This is a genomic window from Brevibacillus laterosporus DSM 25, assembly GCF_002706795.1.
Lineage (GTDB): Bacteria > Bacillota > Bacilli > Brevibacillales > Brevibacillaceae > Brevibacillus_B > Brevibacillus_B laterosporus.
Window position 1 is genome coordinate 911,597 of record NZ_CP017705.1, and the last position, 15,154, is coordinate 926,750.

The 15,154-nt window shown below is 44.8% G+C and carries 11 protein-coding genes; 7 read left to right on the forward strand and 4 right to left on the reverse strand.

The window, feature by feature from the left end:
• Nucleotides 1-18: 18 nt before the first annotated feature.
• Together BrL25_RS04295 and BrL25_RS04300 are read right to left on the reverse strand one after the other, a co-directional pair.
• Nucleotides 19-3,012 (reverse strand): salicylate synthase, encoded by a 2,994-nt coding sequence (locus BrL25_RS04295; RefSeq protein ID WP_018671915.1) that lies wholly within the window; start codon nucleotides 3,010-3,012, stop codon nucleotides 19-21.
• Between the two features lie 454 nt (nucleotides 3,013-3,466).
• Nucleotides 3,467-4,249: a thioesterase II family protein gene (locus BrL25_RS04300; RefSeq protein WP_018671916.1), complete on the reverse strand. Its 783-nt coding sequence runs from the start codon at nucleotides 4,247-4,249 to the stop codon at nucleotides 3,467-3,469.
• A 397-nt stretch (nucleotides 4,250-4,646) separates the two neighbouring features.
• Between BrL25_RS04300 and BrL25_RS24640 the strand changes: the two genes are divergently transcribed.
• The 6 genes from BrL25_RS24640 to BrL25_RS04325 all read left to right on the forward strand — a co-directional run bounded on the left by BrL25_RS24640 (nucleotide 4,647) and on the right by BrL25_RS04325 (nucleotide 11,263).
• Nucleotides 4,647-4,829, forward strand: coding sequence for a hypothetical protein (locus tag BrL25_RS24640; protein WP_018671917.1), 183 nt, complete (start codon nucleotides 4,647-4,649; stop codon nucleotides 4,827-4,829).
• 172 nt (nucleotides 4,830-5,001) lie between these two features.
• Nucleotides 5,002-5,604 carry an MptD family putative ECF transporter S component gene (locus BrL25_RS04305; RefSeq protein ID WP_018671918.1) on the forward strand — a complete coding sequence of 201 codons (603 nt, stop codon included), beginning with the start codon at nucleotides 5,002-5,004 and terminating at the stop codon, nucleotides 5,602-5,604.
• On the forward strand, nucleotides 5,601-6,281 hold the full coding sequence (locus BrL25_RS04310) for an energy-coupling factor transporter transmembrane component T family protein (RefSeq protein WP_018671919.1): 681 nt from the start codon (nucleotides 5,601-5,603) through the stop codon (nucleotides 6,279-6,281). Before BrL25_RS04305 ends, BrL25_RS04310 begins: the two co-directional genes overlap by 4 nt.
• Nucleotides 6,278-7,723, forward strand: coding sequence for an ABC transporter ATP-binding protein (locus tag BrL25_RS04315; RefSeq protein ID WP_018671920.1), 1,446 nt, complete (start codon nucleotides 6,278-6,280; stop codon nucleotides 7,721-7,723). Before BrL25_RS04310 ends, BrL25_RS04315 begins: the two co-directional genes overlap by 4 nt.
• Nucleotides 7,713-9,524, forward strand: coding sequence for an ABC transporter ATP-binding protein (locus BrL25_RS04320; RefSeq protein WP_018671921.1), 1,812 nt, complete (start codon nucleotides 7,713-7,715; stop codon nucleotides 9,522-9,524). The genes BrL25_RS04315 and BrL25_RS04320 overlap by 11 nt, the downstream gene beginning before the upstream one ends.
• Nucleotides 9,482-11,263: an ABC transporter ATP-binding protein gene (locus tag BrL25_RS04325; protein WP_206765399.1), complete on the forward strand. Its 1,782-nt coding sequence runs from the start codon at nucleotides 9,482-9,484 to the stop codon at nucleotides 11,261-11,263. Before BrL25_RS04320 ends, BrL25_RS04325 begins: the two co-directional genes overlap by 43 nt.
• A 92-nt stretch (nucleotides 11,264-11,355) precedes the next feature.
• Here the strand turns inward: BrL25_RS04325 and BrL25_RS04330 are convergent, their stop codons facing one another.
• Nucleotides 11,356-13,098: a methyl-accepting chemotaxis protein gene (locus BrL25_RS04330; RefSeq protein WP_018671923.1), complete on the reverse strand. Its 1,743-nt coding sequence runs from the start codon at nucleotides 13,096-13,098 to the stop codon at nucleotides 11,356-11,358.
• Between the two features lie 286 nt (nucleotides 13,099-13,384).
• Between BrL25_RS04330 and BrL25_RS04335 the strand changes: the two genes are divergently transcribed.
• Complete coding sequence (locus BrL25_RS04335) at nucleotides 13,385-13,867, forward strand: hypothetical protein (protein WP_205828450.1); 483 nt, start codon at nucleotides 13,385-13,387, stop codon at nucleotides 13,865-13,867.
• Between the two features lie 643 nt (nucleotides 13,868-14,510).
• On the opposite strand, the gene BrL25_RS04345 is transcribed toward BrL25_RS04335, so the two are convergent.
• A complete protein-coding gene (locus tag BrL25_RS04345; RefSeq protein WP_018671925.1) occupies nucleotides 14,511-15,116 on the reverse strand; it encodes a hypothetical protein in 606 nt (201 codons plus the stop codon).
• Nucleotides 15,117-15,154 lie beyond the last annotated feature (38 nt).

Sequence of the window (15,154 nt, forward strand, 5' to 3'; positions counted from 1 at the left end):
ACCTTCCCAGGCAATGCCCTAAACTGGTTTTACTTTTTCTACTTCACGGCTGGAGATAACCAGCTGCCTGGAAAAACTGCTCAATTTTTCACGTGTTTCTTCCAGCTCTCTGGTTGGTAAAGACATCTCTACCACACCTGCTCCGGCATGTAGCCATGCACTGTTGTTTTGTTGATATATTGTTCGTAGCACCAGGGCAGCGTCCATTGCACCATCACTGTCAAAGGTCATGACGCAGCCACTGTAGAGATTTCTCGGCTCAGACTCGAGTCTGCCTATGGCATCGATCGATTCTTTTTTTGGAATACCAGAAGCAGTGACAGCAGGGAACAGCGCACGAAACGCATCCCATGAGTTGAAGTCCGGCTTTAGTTTCCCTTTTAGTCTTGAGGCAATATGCTGAACTGTTCCCCGGCTGGCAACAGACATGAAATCGCTCAAGAAGATCGTCGTAGAATCGCAGACACTTTTTAGCTCTTCAAAGGCCAGTTTTACGGATACAGCATGCTCAGCAATTTCCTTAGGATCATTCAAAAGCTCAGCCTTGAGCCTGTCCCCCTCGTCCTCGCTGCATCCACGTGACCGCGTTCCTGCAAGCGGGAAGGTGCTTACCCATCCACTGCCATCAACCTCAACCACCGTTTCCGGACTAAAGCCAGCCACACTTAAACCATCGAGGCTAAGTAAAAAAGAACGAGCAGGAGTGTTAACTCTTCTACCTGCGATATAGCTAGCCACCATATCAAGCTCTTGGTGAATCGGAATTTTTCTAGATAAGATCACTTTGTGGTATTTCCGCTCCTTAATCTCTCGTACGGCTTCCGCTACCCCTTGCATATAGGCTTCAGCACCATACGTATTAACCTCAGGAACATCCAGCTTGTGACTGTCCACTCTTTGCACAAGAGCATTTTTCTCTTCGTCAAGACCATTCACTTGAATCCCCCGTAGTAACGCACCGAATTCATTTCGTTTTTCTTCACTCAGTGCTCTGAGCAGGATGGAGCCTTTTGTAAAGCGTATCTCCACCTCAGGAATAAACAGCTTGATAAGGCAACCGTCTTCAGACAGTAATGGCAGATTTTGATAATAGCGGGCCATTCCAAAGTTAACGGTTCCATAGGCACGCCAGTTTTGGAGCGGGACGGATGCAAACGCTTTGTCAATCGTTTCACTTAACAGGTTGTTTTCAAAGCGAATTGTTTGGTTGTCGTAGGCTAAGGTTGTATTTTGGGCATCTACGGATACAAGGGCATGAATCCCCATTCCCAACGACAGCTCATCTCCGTTTTCATAGAGCAGATAGTTTTCAAAAAGACCATGCTCTACGATTTGTGACGCTGCCAAATGAGCATCTCCCTCAAAAGCCACGATTTCTTCCAGATAGGAGACCTCGCACTGCTTTGCATTACGTTTTGGTGCTGTGGCCAACTCTTTGAGCTTAGCTTTATTGACTTTGCCGACGCTGGTAAGTGGCCAGTAATCGATGAATTCGATTTGATCCGGCATTTTATAACGGGCCACTCCCTTTTCATGGAAAAAGGCATGGATATCAGCAAGAGTAATTTCCTGATTGTCTGTGATCACATATGCGCAGCTTTTCTCACCAAGCGTTTGGTCGGGAAGAGTAATCAGAGCAGCGTCTTTAATATCTGGATGCATACGTAAGTACGCCTCCACTTCAGCAGGCATGATTTTTTCGCCCGCACGGTTGATTTGCTCTTTGATTCGTCCTCCGATCTGGAAATTTCCTTCAGGAGTAATCCTTGCCTTGTCGCCAGAACGGTAAAATCCATCGGGAGTAAAACTCTCGCGGTTCTGTTCCAAAGCTCTGTAGTACCCGCTTATCGTATAGGGTCCTCGGACAAGTAGTTCTCCGTATGCGCCTACCTCAACGTCGTTTCCATGCTCGTCGACAATTCGGACCTCATCCGCATCGGAGAGTGGACGTCCTTGGCAGTTAGCTACGACAGACTCAGGATCGTCAAGGGATGTGCAGCAAATGAGCCCCTCCGCCATCCCGAACACCTGCTGAAGCTTGCATTTCATTTCCTGTATGATACGTTTCGCGAGATTTTCATCTAGCATGGAGCCGCCTACCTGTAGGACTTCAAGACTTGAGAGATCGTTCGAGGTATCCCATTCCAGCACCTCAAGCCATACATGGACAATGGAAGGTACAAGGGCGGTGATGGTCACCTGTTCTTTTTCAATAAGGGGGAAAGCTTCATCGCAGCTTGTGGTTTTACATAACACGACTTTGCCTCCAGCCGACAGTGTGCCAAGGATTCCAGGGCAGCATAGTGGAAAGTTGTGTGCAACCGGTAGAACAGCAAGATAGACGCTTTGCGGGGTCAACTTGCAGCGTGTCGCGGCTGCTTTTGCATTGTATGCGTAATCTGCGTGGGTTCTTGGAATCAGCTTAGGAGTACCGGTCGTTCCACCAGATAAGAGCAAGAGAGCGGTGTCTTTGTACGAAGGCGATTCTAGCTCTACCGGCGTCCCGCTGATATCTGCAAGATTAATGCCGATGTCACTGTCTCCATCGGTCATGATGAATTTCACAGATGGATGCTTTTTAACCAGCTGTTCTGCCATTTTTGTGTAGTCAAAACCAAGAAACGTAGTTGGAACTATATAGGCAACCGGCTTGGCGAGCGTAAAAATTCCGTCCAGTTCAGCCTCTCGATGAGCCGGTAAAACCAGAATCGGCAAAGCGCCAATGCGAAACAGGGCAAAGCATGTGAGTACGAAGGAAATCCGATTCGGAAGCTGTACAGCGACATTGTCTCCTTTTTTGATTCCCATCTGGAAGAAACCAGAAGCTAGCTCATCAACCTTACTGTCGAGCTCCCTGTAGGTGAGTCTGTTCTCCTCCTCCACTAGCGCTTCTCGATTCTGATATTGTTCAGCCCACGTGCGCAATTGCTGCCCAAGCGTTTTTGGCTCCCAAAATCCGAGTTGTTCGTATTTTTTTGCAGTATCCTCAAACCATTCTGTAGTTGCTTTCATTATGTCCTCCTCTTGAATACCTGCGGGTAAATCATTGTGCACCCGAAGCGGGATCATGCAGGGTACTATCAATCTGGTTGCATTATCGTGATGGTTTGTCTAACAATACGATATTGATAATGATAATCATTGTCAATACATTTGGGCGATAAATTTTCTTTATATTGGTAAAACCCTCTGGATTTGCTTCCAATTTTCACTTTTTCTTCGTTTCAGTCGACTAGCTCCTAATCTCTGCTCAAAAATAAAATCGATCTATTCTGCCGATTCCTTCTCCAGACAGGAATACACAACCCGTGCTTTGTCTCTGGATTCGAATGCTTGCTCCAAAATTCACCCCGCCGTCGTCAGCAACAGGGCTACATATGAATTGTGATTCCGGCCACTGTGTTACTCGTACTTGCAACATTGACTGCTACTTATTTTCCATTTGGACAGATTTTGCACCCATCCATCAGCTGTTCCTTCTTGCTAGCGTCACTTCCCGATGCTGTTCAACGATTTTGGCGACAGACGGCAAAAGCAAATCCTTTTTTGTCGTCAGAAAAAAATGATCCCCCTCAATCATTTCAAGCGTAAAAGCAGAGCTTGTATGATTCGCCCAGACTTCAATCTCCTCTCGATTCGCCTCCGTGTCCTCAGTCCCGCCGAATACAGAAATCGGGCATTTAAGGATCGCTTCCTCTGCATAAACATACGTTTCGTCAACGGTAAAATCCGCACGCAAAACCGGGAGGAACAGGTTCATGAGATCTCTGTTTTGCAAGATTGCCTCAGGTGTACCGGAAAAACGACGCAACTCACTGATAAACTCATCATCAGGCAGATGATGCAGAGGATTTGGCTCTGGTATGTGCGGAGCGCGGCTTCCTGAAACAATCAGGTGGCAAGGCTGGAGCTTCCATTTTCTTCGAACCGTTCGTGTCAGCTCAAAAGCGACTCGCGCGCCCAAACTATGACCAAAAAAGATAAATGGGCGATTCAAATACGGATATATCGCTTGGGAGATTGCTTCAACCAGCACCTCCATTTCACACAGTGCCTGTTCCGTAATCCTGTTTTCCCTTCCTGGAAGCTGTATGGGGTAAACTCCCACATCATCGGGCAAAGCATTTGTCCATCCTCTGTAAGCAGAGGCGCCTCCTCCTGCATAGGGAAAGCAGAACAGGCGAATGATGTCTTTCGCTTCAGGATGAGTAATCAGCCATGGATTGACTGTTTGATCAGTTTCCAACATAACTCCTCCATTCTTTCCATCAGTCGGGCGCTATGATCCACCTTGTCCCTGATATCCCCTCGAACAATCGTCACTGGCATCTGCGCTGCTTCGACCATGGTGAACATGAATATTCACATGATAATGATAATCATAATCATAATCATATTTAGGCCTAATTTACAAAATCTGCATTTGATCTATTTTTTGTAAAATTAGCTAGTTTTCCTCCAATTATCTCGTCCTAGGTCCACCAGATTAACTTTTTTGCAGATTATGTCAGCCTTACAGCACGACTGGGTCCGTTTCCGATAAGCAATGCTGTGTTTCAGGTGCGTTATTCCTTCATCTTCTCATCGGTTAGCGATGACGATTACAGTCACTCACTCATTAAATTCCAGTTTTTGGAGTCCAAAATTTGGACATCGATCAAGAAATACGAAGAAATATGGAGATAATTGGCGAAAATAGCAGGAATATCTGCCAAAATATAGGCTTTTCCACTTTGACGATGATTCTCATTATCAATATTGTAATTCTATACCAGTATCAAAGCGATGAACGTGAGACTGGCTACATAACCGTTTCACTGGCATTCTAAAAAAGGAACTAGAGGGGGATTTACTTGATGTCAAGGGTACGTTTTGAGCTGAAATAAGGCTCCGGTCAGAGACAAGAGGAAGAGGAAAGCAATTCGGTGGTACAGACATTTTGACCCAACCGCTTCGGCGGATGCCGATAAACTACATGTGAAAAAACAGGGAGGATTTAACATGCAAACACAGACAGCAGTCGCTCAAAACAGATGGAAAATGCGTGATTTCATTACACTTGCCATTTTCAATGTGGTGATGCTCATTATTATGACGATTTGTCCGGTCTTTACGGTTGTTTCTTATCTGGTTGTAGGAGGAGCCGCTGCACTGTTTAATGGGCCCATTTATATGGTTATGGCCAATAAAATTAACAAACGTGGAGTACTGTTTTTTACATGCATCATTACAGGCTTGTATTTTGTAGCCTTCGGTTATGCTTATTACCTGCTTACACTAGCTGTGATCGGAATTATCTGCGAATTAATCCTATGGGGAGGCTCTGCCTATAAGAACCCTGTCCGTAATGCCATCGGCTACGCTATTTTTTATGTAGGCTGGTCTCTTTGCGGTGTTGTACCGCTTATTTTCTTCCGCGAGCAGTATCTGGCCATTTTGAAGAAAAGCTACTCTCCGGAACAGCTTGAAGCGATGCTTTATTATTTTGATACGCCTAGCATGATTCTGATCATGTGCACAATCTCTGCTATCGGTGGGTTAGTTGGTTGCTTTATCGGGAATTTGCTAATGAAAAAACATGTGAAAAAGGCAAAGCTGGTATGAGCAGTCTCGGTCCCAAAACGCATTTATTTGTGCTGGTTTTGGCAAGCATCCTCTCCACGCTTGTGAGCAATTCATTGCAAGCACATTTGATGGTGCTTACATGCGCACTGTATTTGCTTTGCAACAAACAGCCCAAAAAGGCGCTTTTTTTTGTGCTGCTATATATAGGTCTAATGACAATTTTAACTATTTTGCCGAGTGGCGCAGGAACAGTCATCATTATTCTCTATACGTTTGCCAGAATGATTCCGATGGTCATGATCGGTACTATGCTGATGCATTCGACTCCCAGCAGCATCATGTGTGCGTTTGAAAGATTATACGTACCAAAAGCTGTGCTCATCATGATCTGCATTCTGATCCGCTTCTTCCCCGTTGTCTTGCTTGAAATGAAAGCAATTCGGGACGGCATACGGGCCAGAGGCATTTTTCCACAGTGGTACAGCGCTCTCCTACATCCGGCCATGGCCTACGAATGCTTTTTTATGCCGCTGATCGTCCGATGCCTGAAACTGTCAGCAGAGCTGGCCTCGTCCGCAGAGTTGCGGGGAATTGAGTGTGCTTGCGCCAGAACCTCTATCCATCCTGTAAGCTTTCGTGCCATAGACGGCATGGCAGTAGGACTGTACGCGTTGATCGGGGTAGCTATTTATTGGACAGGAGGTCAGAATTTGTGATTGAGTTAAACGGCGTCACCTTCCGCTATGGATATGAAGGCGAGGAAGCCGAGAATAAAACCGGTGTGGAGCACATCAATTTATCTGTGAAGGCCGGGCAATGCGTCGTGCTTTGCGGTCGTTCAGGCTGCGGTAAAAGCACGATCATGCGTCTTATCAACGGACTTGCACCCAGCTTTTATGTCGGGAGCCTCACCGGTCAGGTAACCGTTGGTGGAAGAAGTCCTGCCTCTCTTAGTCCAGAGGAGCGAACCAGATTGATGGGCGTCGTATTTCAGGACCCTCGCAGCCAGTTTTTCATGGAAACCGTGCGGGACGAGCTGGCGTTTTCAGCCGAAAACCTTGGAGTCTCACCGAAAGAGATTATAGACCGGATTGAAAAGCAAGCGAAAGAACTAGGCATCTTTCATTTGCTCGACCGCCCGCTACATATGCTGTCTAGTGGGCAGAAACAGCGTGTGGCCATTGCAGCCGTGTCCGTTCTTTCACCACCGCTTTTAATTCTTGACGAGCCCACTGCCAATCTGGATCATCACTCCACACAAAACCTGATTGAAATCCTCGGTAGGCTCAAGCAAAACGGCACTACCCTCTTCATCAGCGAACATCGAATGCATCCACTGTTGCCTGTTGCTGATTTATTTGTCTGCATGGAAAAAGGAAAAATCGCACGAACATGGACAAAAGAGGAATTTTCCCAGCTTTCCTATGAAGACGTACGCCCATACGGTCTGCGCCACCCTGATATGATAAAAAGCCGATTGATAAGCCAATCAGCAGGAGCACCTAAAGCCTCCCCTGCGCTGGAGGGTCATAAGCTTACCTATCAATACAAAAGAAAAGGCGACGGGATTAAAGATGTAAACATCACACTCCCAAAAGGAGGAGTTACCGTACTGACGGGGGAAAACGGAACTGGAAAAACCACCCTGTGCAAAGTTCTATGCGGTCTTCTACGTCAGCAAAAAGGTACGATCTTCAGTCAGGGAAGCCGCTTGTCGGCAAGCCAAAGACGCTCCTCCAGCTACCTTGTCATGCAGGATGCTGACTACCAGCTCTATGCGGACAGTGTAGGAAATGAGATTGTTTTAGGCAGACGTGTCGATGATTCGCTTCGTCTGAAGGCCTATGAAGCACTGGATTCCTTTGGCTTGGGAGAACTACGTGATCGGCACCCTGCCTCCCTTTCCGGCGGCGAAAAGCAGCGAGTCACCATGGCTGCGGCTTACTGCTCAGATGCGGAATTAATCATACTCGACGAGCCAACCAGCGGACTTGACGGTGACAGTGTGCTCAAAGTTGTTGCTTGGGTAAAAAAACTAGCACAGGACGGCAAAACAGTCGTCATTATTACGCACGACAACATTCTTTCCGAATTAGCCTGCGATCAAGTCATTGAACTGAAGAATCTGCAGAAGGGAGTGAGAACTGTTGAAATCTAAGGAAAAAAAGGGAATCTCAAAGCTATTGGAGCTTGCAGGTGAAAAAAAATCACTTATGGTTTGGTCGGCCATTCTATCGACCGTGAGCGTGTTTTTGATGCTGGTTCCATACTTCTCAGTCTACTTTGTGATGACTGAGCTTTTAACACATGCTTCGGACATTTCTGCTGTGGACGCCTCGTACATATTGCAGTGGGCTTTTTGGGGCATTGGAGGAATGGTACTGGGTTATCTCTTCATGTATGTCGGAGGGATGTGCTCGCATATTGCAGCATTTCGCATCCTATACGGTATCAGAGTCAAGCTGTCGGATCACATCGGAGCACTCCCTCTAGGCTACTTTAACAAAAATGCCACGGGAAAAATCAAAAAAATCGTCGAGCTGGATGTAGAAAAAATCGAACTGTTTATTGCCCACCAGTTGCCCGACCTGATCAACACTTTCGTCATGATCGTCGCAATTATTGTCACGATGTTTTCATTGAACATCTGGCTTGCACTGGCTTGCGTCATCCCCATGCTGATCGGATTTGCCGCTCAATACTCCATGATGGCCGGCAAAAAAGCAAGGCAGGGCTTGAAGGAATATTTTGATGCCCTGGAAAACATTAACACCTCATCCATCCAGTATGTGCGAGGTATGCCCTCTATCAAGATCTTTGGACAGACGGTTCACTCTTTCCGAAAATTCCATGAAGACATGCTTCATTACCGTAATTTTAGCGTCACGTATACGGACAATTTTCAAAACGGTTATGTATCCTTTAAAGTCATCATTTTATCGTTAGCAACGTTCTTTTTACCTGTCGGGCTGTTTTTCATCAGCACTGATCCGCATAACGTAGCCTTTGCCGCAACATTGTTGTTTTTTCTCGTTTTAACACCGGGTATTTCCACTCCAATTTTCAAATTAAACAGCTTTGCCTCCACCATTAACGTCATTGTCGAAGGGGTCAACCGCATTGACGACATATTCAAGGAAACAACCATAAAGGAGCCTGAAGTCGGCAAAAAACCTTCCTCTTATGACATCGGGTTCCATGAGGTTTCCTTTTCTTACGGTGGTGAAGGCAGTGTAGAGGTTTTGAAGGGAATCAGCTTTACTGCACCCCAAGGGAAAATCACGGCTTTGGTCGGCCCCTCCGGCTCTGGAAAATCCACCGTCGCCCAGCTTATCCCCCGGTTTTGGGACGTACAAAAGGGAAGCATTACCATTGGTGGCGTGGATATCCGCGACATGAAAATGCACGAGTTGATGAACAACCTGTCCTTTGTGTTTCAGGATACGTTCCTGTTTTCCGATACACTCTACAATAATATTTTGGCGGGTAGGCCGACTGCGACAAAGGAGGAAGTCCACGCAGCAGCGAGAGCGGCGCAATGCCATGAGTTTATTGAGCGTTTGCCAAATGGCTACGATACGCTGATCGGCGAGGGCGGGGTTTATCTATCAGGTGGCGAGGAACAGCGGGTATCCGTCGCAAGAGCCATCCTAAAAAATTCCCCCATTCTTGTACTCGATGAAGCTACGGCTTACGCTGATCCGGAAAATGAATACCAGATGCAGCTTGCGTTACGCGAGCTCATTAAGGACAAAACCGTGTTGATCATCGCCCATCGTTTGACGACCATTTGTGAGGCGGATCAGATCATTGTAGTAAAGGAAGGGGAAATCAACGATATCGGTACCCATGGCGAGCTTCTTGCTCACAGGGGTTTATACAAAAGCATGTGGGACGCCTATACATCCTCAGCAGAATGGAAAATCGACATTTCGCAGAAGGAGGAGGAATTCGTGTGATAAAGGAACAACTACGCAACATTACTGCGGGTGAGCCAAAGAAAATATGGAAGCCCATCTTTTGGGCTGTTTTGGCTAATTTGGTCAATATGTTTCCGTTTGGGTGCATGGCCGCTGCGGTGAGCATGATCTACGCCTACTATTCAACGGAACAGTCATCTTTGAATATGCAATCCCTATGGCTCGTGTGGGGGGGCATGGTGGTATTTCTTGTCCTTGTATTTCTGTTTGAACGGATGTCTTACCGTTCCACATACCGCAGTGCGTACGAGTCTTCTGCTGATGGACGGACATATCTAGCAGAGCATATGCGCAAGCTTCCTCTAGGCTTCCTCATGAAAAAAGACCCCGGGGAACTCGGCCACATGATGATGAATGATTTTACCCATTTAGAAAATGCCGCGACGAATATTTTACCCCAGCTTGTAAGCGGTGCGATTATCCCCATTTTAGCCTTTTTTGGTCTGCTTTTTATGGACTGGCGAATGGCTGTAGCCATGCTTGCGGGGTTTCCCGTAGCTGTGTTATTGCTATGGAGTATTTCCGGTTTGGAACGAAAACTCGGCAAGAGTCATTCTACTGCCAAAATCGTTCAGGCCAATTGTTTGCAGGAATACCTGTTGGGGATGAAAGTAATCAAGGCTTACAACCTGCGTGGTGAGAACTTTAAAAGATTGGAACAGTCTTTTTATAATTATATGAAGGAAAGCATTAAACTGGAGGGCGTGCTAGGTCCATTCTTTTTGGTCGCCATGGCCTTTATGCAAACCGGTGTATCCTTGATGACAATCGTAGGAGTTTATCTCATATTGGGTGGAGAAATTACAGTGCCTTTGTTTGCCATGTTTTTACTGGTAGGCACCCGTGTTTTTGATCCACTTTCGGTTGCCATCATGCGTCTCCCTGCGTTCAAATATGACGCCATGGCCGGAGAACGCATAATTAGCCTCCTGGATGAGCCTATCATGAGTGGCGAAAATGAACCCCCAGAACATCACGATATCCAGTTTGACAGCGTAACCTTTGGCTATGACAAAAACATCGTGCTGGACAATGTTTCCGTGGAAATGAAGCAAGGGACTCTGACCGCGATCGTTGGCCCTTCGGGAAGCGGAAAAAGCACGCTACTACGCCTGATTGCAAGATTTTACGACCCTCAGCACGGGAAAGTGCTGTTTGGCGGCACCGATGTAAGCGAAATGGACCCAGAAAAGCTCATGAAAAAAATCTCTATGGTATTCCAAGACGTTTACTTGTTCCAGGACACCATCCGCAACAACATCCGCTACGGGCGGGAGAACGCCACACAAGCTGAAATTGAGGAAGCTGCAAAAGAAGCCTGCTGTCATGATTTTATCATGAAGCTACCCCTAGGTTATGACACCATGGTGGGGGAAGGCGGGTCCACCCTCTCTGGTGGTGAACGCCAGCGTATCTCCATCGCCCGGGCCATACTCAAAAATGCTCCCGTGATACTGCTCGACGAGGCCACTTCCTCCCTCGATCCAGAAAACGAGGTAGAAATGCAGCGAGCGATCAGCCGCCTGATCAAGGGACGTACTGTCATCATGATTGCCCATCGACTAAAAACAGTTGTCAACGCAGACAGAATCATCGTACTAGACAAAGGCAAAATCGTCGAAGAGGGACAACATGAAGAGCTCATCAAAGACGACGGACTGTACGCTAAGCTGTGGGAGCTCCAGACCAAAACGAGTGGCTGGAAGATTACTGCCTAATAGGTTTATAACATAAAGAACCGCCGAGCTTTCTCGGCGGCCTGACACCTCCATACATGTGAAGGTGTTTTCTTTATCTTTTATACCTAGACTTAATACGTAAAAGTACGCGTAAGCTTTTGTAGCTCCTCAGCCATAGTGGACAGAGAGTTCGCTAATGCAGTTACCTCTTCCATGGAAGCAAGCTGTTCCTCTGCTGAAGAAGCGATATTTTGCGAATGATCCGTTGCCTGTTGAGCAATATGAGCCACATTTTCTCCACTGGCTGAAATTTCTTGGAGACTCGCTGATATCTGTTGACTAATGCTAGCTAATTCTTCGATCTGCTGAGAAATATAGCCTGTTGAAGAAAGAATGTTCTTAAACTTCTGATCGGTATCGTTTGCAATCTCAATCCCCGTCTGAACTTCCTCTTTGACCTTACTCATGGTCTGAATGGATTGATTCATATCTTGCTGTATCTCTTCTAGTAGCTGCGTAATTTGGGTAGAGGATTGTGTAGATTGATCTGCCAGCTTTCTAACCTCTTCAGCGACTACGGCAAATCCTCGTCCGTGTTCTCCAGCTCTTGCAGCCTCAATAGCAGCATTTAAGGCTAGTAAGTTGGTTTGAGCAGATATATCTGTAATGACACTTAACATTCCGGAAATATCACTTGTTCGTTTATCAAGAAGCTTAATCACAGCATCTGACTCATTAACAGATTTATGGATGGAGTTCATCTGCTGAACTGTTTTTTGTACTGCTATTCCACCATCTTCTGCTGTTTCTCTCGTTTCTGTAGATGTTTCTGCAATAGATGACGAGCTCTCCGCTATTCGTTGCATACCAATGGATATTTCCTCAATCGAGCTTGTTGTTTTAAAGAGAGCGTTCTGTTGCTCTTCAGCACCACTCGCGGCTTCTTGGATAGCAAGCGTAATTTGCTCATTTGCTTTGCTTGTCTCATCGGCGCTAGCTGTTAATTCCTTCGAGGAACCAGCCACTCGCTGTGCAGATAAATCCACTTCCCGAATCAGATGTCGAATATTTTTTATCATATAATTAAAATCTTTTGCCAAATTCCCTATTTCATCTCTGGAGGTAATCTTCAATTCTTCTATTGTAAGATCTCCATCCGCTACCCTGTTCAACTCTTTGGCCACTAATACAATTGGCTTGGTAAATAGTTTGGAGAAAAAGCTAACAATAATAACCCCAGCAATCGTAGAGATGGAAGCAATCAGAGCTACTAAAGTCAAAATGTTATCAGCACCTTTATTAAACTCGGTAAGATAGGCACCAGACCCCACAATCCATCCCCAGTGTGGCTCTAATTCTACATATGACACTTTGGTCTCTACCTCATCAGAATTGGCGATTTGCCATTTGTACCTAACAAATCCACCGCCGGCAGTTCCCTTTCCGACTAATTCCTTCCCCAATAATACACCGTCCTGTGTGGTGACATTCGAGAGATCCTGGCCTTCATTAGATGGATTCATGACAGACACAGCTTTCTCATTGATTGCCCACACGTAGCCCGTTTCGCCAGCCGTATACTCCTTTTTCACTGGACGCTTGTTTTCTGCATTTTTTGCACCTAGAAGCTCCTGACGTACCCTTTCCTGGGCTTCTTCTAAGGTTAGCTGTCCTGCCTCAACTCGCTCATTCATCAGGTCAATCATCCCAATCACCATTTTCACATTGTTTTGTAGTGCTGATTGACCTGCCTGATCTAACTCTTTCTTAGTAGACCCATAGGTAGTGATTCCGATTAGCAAAGTGGGTACTAGTAAGATTCCTAAGCATAAAATCGTAAGTTTTGATCTTAAAGAAGCGATTTGGATTTTCACAGTCTCTCCTCCTTTAGCGTCTTTCTTATATGACAAAATGGATGTTTTTTTCCTACATCTTCATTCAGCCTATCCTTATAAATATCGTAGAAATTGAGCCATCTAATGAGTGGAAATAATTACCTTTCACACTAATTTGGGAACCGAATTACTCGTTTGATAGAAAAGATAGAGCGACGAAATGGAAGATCTGTAAAATGGGTAAGCAATTTTGTTTGGTAAGTAGCTGTTAATCTTTTCACAAAAATACCGATATATAAATGAAGAACTCACAAACCGGAAAAGGATGAGAATTGTGGATGTAAAAATATTGAATGCGTATCTCAAAGGACTGACAACTGTACTAGGTTCATTAGGAATTAATATACAGCGTAAAGACGTACAACTACAAAGATCCCCTTATACCTACAGTCAGTCCCATCGAGTTGTTTCCCAAATAACGGGTGATGTTACAGGTGACATTATTATTGGTATGGAGGAAGAGGCTCTTAGTGTTTTACTTCAATCCTTCAGCATTCCGCTAGACATGGTCGATGACGAAATGAAACGAAGTGTACTTGAAGAATTCGCAGATATGGTAAGAGGACATGCCATTACTAGTTATCAAGCAATCGACGCTCAAGTTGAGTTTACGAATGTTGGTCTGCTCAAAAATATTTACTCAGTTGATACCTTCCCCCAGCAGGAGCAAAGCTTGAGTGTACATATTCTAGTTAACGAAGAATTCCCAATCCATATTGACTTTGTTTTACAGCAAATCCCAGCATAATCAGCACAAAAAACGAAACCCTCTAAATATGATTTAGAGGGTTATAAACGCATCAATCTATCTTTATATACGATTTGTCTGCGCTTATTTTGGAGCATTGCTCCCTTTCCATAAAGACATAAGATTTCCTTCGATATGAACACGCTCCTTGAACCTTATCCCATATCTTAGCCAGACAATTCGGGCATCTATATCGTTGACGTTTTACCTCTATTTTTCTTGGTTCACCATCTACAATGTCATCGAATATCTGTATGCGGGATTCTGTCCTGTGAAACTTTTGGTTTCTACATATAGAGCATCTTTTAGGAGGTTCGGTGTAAATATTTATATGTAACCACACTCCTTATCGAAGTCTTTGATCGTAGGATATTATATAATAATCATTTTTAATCTACTACACAAAAGTTAACGAAACTGTAATTCTGCCTTAATTTTACATTATGTTAAAAATTTCAATTCCATTTACATCTAAAAGGTAGGCTAACATAAAAAAGACGTGCATGGGATACTTTCCCCTTACACGTCATTACCATAGTACTACCTCTACCTTCTATACTTTTTACTTAAAAATCTACTTTTTATCTACTATAATACTCCGTGTGAATTGCTCCGTTTAAGCTCACAAGCAGTCTTAGCCAGTCTACAATTTTTTGGGAGGGTCTAATCTTACAGGATCCACCATCACAGTGATACCACTAGACTCTCTTTTTATCGAAATTTTTACTCCATCAACTTTCATTTCTTCTGAAGACTTAGCAGTGCCTCCACCTGTAAGTAATTGATCTAGCTGAGTTGACCAGACAATGCCTGTAGCTTCAATCATCGCCTTAATGGTAGGAAAATCGGGAGTCCCCTGAAACATCAGGCCATCAATCGTTTTTCCGTCACTCTTTAGCATTACACTTACCCATTTAGCTTCTTCTTTGGTATATTTCTGTTTTTTGGGATAATAGAATCGATAAAAATTGGTTTTCTTTTCTACTTCAAGAGTAAAAGGTAAAACCTTAATGCCTTTCCCTGCTAACTCTGTTTTCAATTTGTTATAACGATTGAGATATTCATCTGTGGTCATCTGTTTATATGTACCCGTTTTTTTTCCCTCTTCTAATTCTAAATTCGGCTGCGGACTAGTAGGAAGCGGAAGATTCTTGTTTTCAATCGAAGCATCCGTCTTTTCATTAACCCCAAACACCGCTAGCCCAGTTACTAAAAACAATGCTACTCCCAAAGCTACGTACTTTTTCAAAATAATCCCTCCTTAAATTTTCACATATTGATAATTCA